Raw genomic sequence first — 4,591 nt, forward strand, 5'->3', positions numbered from 1 at the left:
ACCCCACACAGAGGCCACACACCGACCACTGTCACTGGAGTACTAAGCGGCCTGCTGCGGAATTAACAGCTGTCTCTCTGGCGGCGCGGCAGCTGTAATTTCTACGGCTCGACCACGCCGCCCGTCAGCTCCATAACAACAAGAAGGGAGTGCATCCGTGTTTTCGCAAGCTCGGCTGCTTCTGGCAGCCCCAACTAACGGAAAGGCTCCCTATGGAAAGATCTCGAAAGAAAATTCATGTCGTTGGCGAACGCCGCGCCCAACTCGATGTCGCGCGCTTCGCTGACGCCCTCATTGCCTTCGCCCTGCACCGCCTGAGCGCGGACGCCAAGGCCAACCCCGCCACCTCCCCGACCGGCGAACCTGATCAGGAGCGGCCGTCATGATGCTGGCCCTCCTCTTCGCTGCCGGTGGCTTCACGATCCTCGGCCTGATCATCGGCGCACGCTGGCTCGACGCCTTGTCGTGGCGTCGTCGGCTGGTCGCCTACCAGCTCCGGCTACCGGCCGGACTCACCGCCGACCAGGTCAGCGGTTGGCTGGCCTCCGTCGCGGCCGACTCCCAGCACTGGCCGGTCGGCATCGAGATCGAAGCCTCTCGCCAGGGCATCGGCTTCTACTTGCTCATGTCGCGGTCACACGAGACGAGCACGCTGGCCCGGCTTCGCTCGGCGCTCCCAGGAGTGCGGGCCGACCTCTCGCCTGGCTACCTCGCGGCGCGGCCGGCGGTGCGCGCAGCCCGTGAGTTCAAGCTGACGAGTGCGCAGCGGCCGTTGGCGACCGACCGCGCTCAGGCCGCCGTGACTTCGCTTCTCTCCGGGCTGCACCCCTTCGCGCACGGCGAGGTTGTTCGCGTGCAGTGGTTGCTCTCTGGCGGTCGCGTCTTCCTCCCGGGTAAGGAGGACGCGGGCGAACTGGCCCGCGCGGTGCGCGCCAAGAACGCCGCGCCGGTCTTCAACGCGGTGGCTCGCGTAGCCGTCTCCGCACCGTCGCGCGCTCGGGCCGTGAACCTGCTCGGCCGCGTGACCAACGCCCTGAAGGTGCTGGATGCTCCAGGCGTCTCGGTCCTCCCGCGGTTGCTGCCGCTGTCCACCGTGACCGAACGCCTCTACAACCGGGCCGTACCACTGACCGTCTGGCCGATGCGCATCAACACCGAGGAGGCCGCCGGACTCCTCGGGTTCCCGCTCGGCAACCTGCACCTCCCCGGCCTGGAACTCGGCCGCGCCCGGCAGCTGCCACCGCCACAGGACATGGCGCGCTCCGGCCTGGTGCTCGCGGCCAGCAACTTCCCCGGTGCTCAGGACCGGCCGTTGGCTCTCGCTACCAGCGACCGGCTCCGGCACTTGCATCTGATCGGGCCGACCGGCGTGGGCAAGTCCACGCTCATCGCCAACGCTGCGCTCCAGGACATCGGGCGCGGCGACGGCCTGGTGCTCATGGACCCCAAGAGCGACCTTGTGTCGGATGTCCTGGCCCGCGTACCAGACGCCAGGACGAAGGACGTGATCGTCCTCGACCCGTCCGCCACCGACTTCCCGATCGGATTCAACGTCCTGCAAGTCGGTCGCGGTGAACAGGAACGGGAGTTGGTTGTCGATCACGTCGTGCATGTCTTCTCGGAACTGTGGCGTTCGTCCTGGGGACCGAGGACGAGTGACGTACTCCGTACCTGCCTGCTGACGCTCACCCACACGCGCGCTCACGACGGCTCGGCGTTCGCGTTGACCGAGGTGCCCGAGCTGCTGCTCAACCCGACCTTCCGCAAGTTCGTCACAGCGCAGACGACCGTCCCGGACTCGGTGCGTTCCTTCTGGTCGGCCTACGAGCGCATGAGTGAAGGCGAACGCGCACAGGTGATCGGCCCCAGCCTCAACAAGCTGCGCAGTCTGACCACCCGTACGCCACTGCGCCTGATGCTCGGACAGTCCAGCGGCATCGACCTGGCGGACGTGTTCACCAAGCGCAGCGTTGTGCTGGTCGCCCTCAGCAAGGGCACGGTCGGCACCGAAACGGCGCACCTACTCGGTTCCCTGCTCATGGCCGCGCTGTGGCAGAGCACCCTGGCCCGCGCAGCCGTCCCGGCTGAGAAGCGCCGACCGGCATGGGCCTACCTGGACGAGTTCCAAGACGTGTTGCGACTCGGCACCGATGGCGAGCTGGCCGACATGCTGGCCCAGGCTCGCGGTCTCGGCCTTGGGCTGACCCTGGCGCATCAGTACCTCGACCAGCTTCCCCGCCAGGTGCAAGCCGCCGTCCTCGGCACCGCTCGTTCGCAAGTCGCCTTCCAGCTCGACCACGACGACGCCCGCGCTCTGGAGAAGCGCTTTGCCCCGGCGCTGACCGCTGCCGACCTCATGGGCCTGCCCGCTCACGAGACCGCCATCCGGCCCAGCATCCACGGTCAGACCCGACCGCCCACGACCGGCCTCACCTACCCGCTCAGCGAGCCAGCCCACGACCCGGCCGTGCTCGCGGAGCAGAGCCGCCAGCGCTTCGGCGTTGCGCGGGCCGACGTGGAAGCGGCCCTCCGCTCGCGCGCCGAGACTCCGGCATCCGGCAAGATCGGGCGCGCTCGGCGCGGGGGTACGTCATGAGCCGCGCCACGCGACGTGTTGGTCTCGGCGTTGGGGTCGCCTGGCACCTCATTTCGCGGCCACCGATGTCAGACGGCGCGGCCAGGCCGATAGCGCCAACGAAATGCCTCCTCCTCTTCCTAGAGGACTCGGCATGACGCCTCGTGCCTTCCCGTCCACCCCGTCCTCCGGCCGTCGTGTCCGGTCGGCGCTCGTCGTCGCGCTGGCCGAAACGCTGACCGACCGCGAGTGGTCGATCCTCGCAACGGTCAACCGCCTGCGACTGGTGACCGGCCTCCAGCTCGAACGGCTGCACTTCGCGGAACTGACCGGCAAGAGCCGATCCGTCGTCCGTTGGCGCGTGCTCAAGCGACTGGTCGACGCCCAGGCGCTCACGCCGCTTGCTCGTCGCGTGGGCGGCAGCCTCCGCGGTTCGGCACAGCTCACCTACGCGCTGGACACCGCTGGGGAACGCCTGCTGCGACTGCGCCGCAACCTGTCGCAGACCAAGGAGCGCATCCGGCGGCCGGGGCCGATCGGGGATCGCTTCGTGGCGCACACGTTGGCGACGAGCGAACTGTACGTGCAGCTGGTCGAACGCTCCCGAGCCGAGAGCTTCACGCTCGACAACTTCCAGGCCGAGCCCGCCGCCTGGTGGCCCAACGGAGCCGGCGGATGGATGAAGCCAGACGCCTACCTGTCGATCTCGGCAGGCAAGTTCACCGACCACTGGTGGGTAGAAGTCGATCTCGCCACCGAGGCCGTACCCACGTTGCGCGGGAAGTTCCTCGCCTACATCGACTTTGTGAGCCTGGGGCAGCTCGGGCCTGGCGATGTCGTGCCGCGTGTTCTCGTCACGGTGCCGACCTTGGAGCGACGCGAGGTGGTCGCCAGCGTCGTCACCAAATTGCCCGCCCCCGCCGATGAGTTGTTCGTCGTGGTGCTGCACGACGAGGCCGTGGGCTGGCTCACCGCGGAACTCAGTGAGGCCGCCCATGAGTAGGCAGCACCCGCGCGACTGGTGGGTGATTCTCGGCATGACCGTCACGGCCTGCGCTGCGGCCGTCAGCAGCTTCTCGGGGCTGCAGTCGCTGGCAGCTGCTACCGGCTGGCCGGAAGCGTTGGCACCGCTGTTGCCGTTCACCATTGACGCCTACGCCATGACCGCTACCCGCGTGTGGCTGTCCAAGGCCACCAGCTCAACGGCGGCTCGCCGGTTCGCCCGCTGGAACGCCATCGGGGCTATCGGCCTGTCCTTGGTCGGCAACGCCGCCTGGCACCTGATTGCCGCCCACGTGCTCACCGTGACGTGGCCCATCGTCGTGCTCGTCGGTGCCGTCCCGCCCGCCGTCCTCGGCCTGCTCTCGCACTTGGCCGTCCTACGCGTCCAGAACGACGAGGACGAAGCCGCGATACCCAGTACGGAGCTGCACGAGCACCAGGACGAGGCCAACGCCGGCGGGGACGACCTCCTTGAGGCCGCCCGCGCCGCTGATGACGCCCACCGCACCGAGCACGGCAAGCCGATCACACGGGACCAGCTCCGCAGGCAGCTCCACGTCAGCAGCGACCGGGCCAGTGAGTTGTTGCGAAAAATACGCAGCTCACCAGAGACCCACACCGAAAAGTGATTGATGTTGTCAATTAAACTGTCCCATTTTCGGGACAGATAATTTATAGTCTCTTTTGTAAGGGGAAGAAAAATGAACGAGACTAACCATCCAATCGCGGAAACGCTCGGGCAATACCTTGAGCTGGGCCGCCAGGAAGCCGGACTCACTTTACGGCAGCTAGCCTCGGCAAGCGGGGTTCCAAAATCCACAGTAGGTCGGATTCTCAAAGGTGAAGTAGAGAACCCACCAATAGAACACGTCCAGCAGCTCGCGCGCGTGCTGGAACTGGACGAATCCGAGGCGTTTGCCTACATCGGCGTGACGCCTCCAAGCGGCCTTCCAAGCATCACTCCCTACCTAATACTCCAGTGACAGTGGTCGGTGTGTGGCCTCTGTGTGGGGT

At 67.0% G+C, this 4,591-nt stretch carries 5 protein-coding genes; all 5 read left to right on the forward strand.

Annotation, left to right across the window (positions count from 1 at the left end; translation table 11 throughout):
* Positions 1-212: 212 nt before the first annotated feature.
* The 5 genes from DD1DGNOD_RS27190 (at position 213) to DD1DGNOD_RS17120 (ending at position 4,560) form a co-directional block, all read left to right on the forward strand.
* On the forward strand, positions 213-386 hold the full coding sequence (locus tag DD1DGNOD_RS27190) for a hypothetical protein (protein WP_165036814.1): 174 nt from the start codon (positions 213-215) through the stop codon (positions 384-386).
* Positions 383-2,596, forward strand: a complete 2,214-nt coding sequence (locus tag DD1DGNOD_RS17105; protein ID WP_131770598.1) for a type IV secretory system conjugative DNA transfer family protein — start codon at positions 383-385, stop codon at positions 2,594-2,596. The genes DD1DGNOD_RS27190 and DD1DGNOD_RS17105 overlap by 4 nt, the downstream gene beginning before the upstream one ends.
* Positions 2,597-2,729: 133 nt before the next feature.
* A complete protein-coding gene (locus tag DD1DGNOD_RS17110; protein ID WP_131770599.1) occupies positions 2,730-3,578 on the forward strand; it encodes a replication-relaxation family protein in 849 nt (282 codons plus the stop codon).
* Complete coding sequence (locus tag DD1DGNOD_RS17115) at positions 3,571-4,206, forward strand: DUF2637 domain-containing protein (protein ID WP_206443253.1); 636 nt, start codon at positions 3,571-3,573, stop codon at positions 4,204-4,206. The genes DD1DGNOD_RS17110 and DD1DGNOD_RS17115 overlap by 8 nt, the downstream gene beginning before the upstream one ends.
* A 72-nt stretch (positions 4,207-4,278) precedes the next feature.
* On the forward strand, positions 4,279-4,560 hold the full coding sequence (locus tag DD1DGNOD_RS17120; RefSeq protein ID WP_131770600.1) for a helix-turn-helix domain-containing protein: 282 nt from the start codon (positions 4,279-4,281) through the stop codon (positions 4,558-4,560).
* Positions 4,561-4,591: the final 31 nt, after the last annotated feature.

The sequence above is a fragment of the Candidatus Protofrankia californiensis genome (assembly GCF_900634765.1).
Classification (GTDB): Bacteria; Actinomycetota; Actinomycetes; order Frankiales; family Frankiaceae; genus Protofrankia; species Protofrankia californiensis.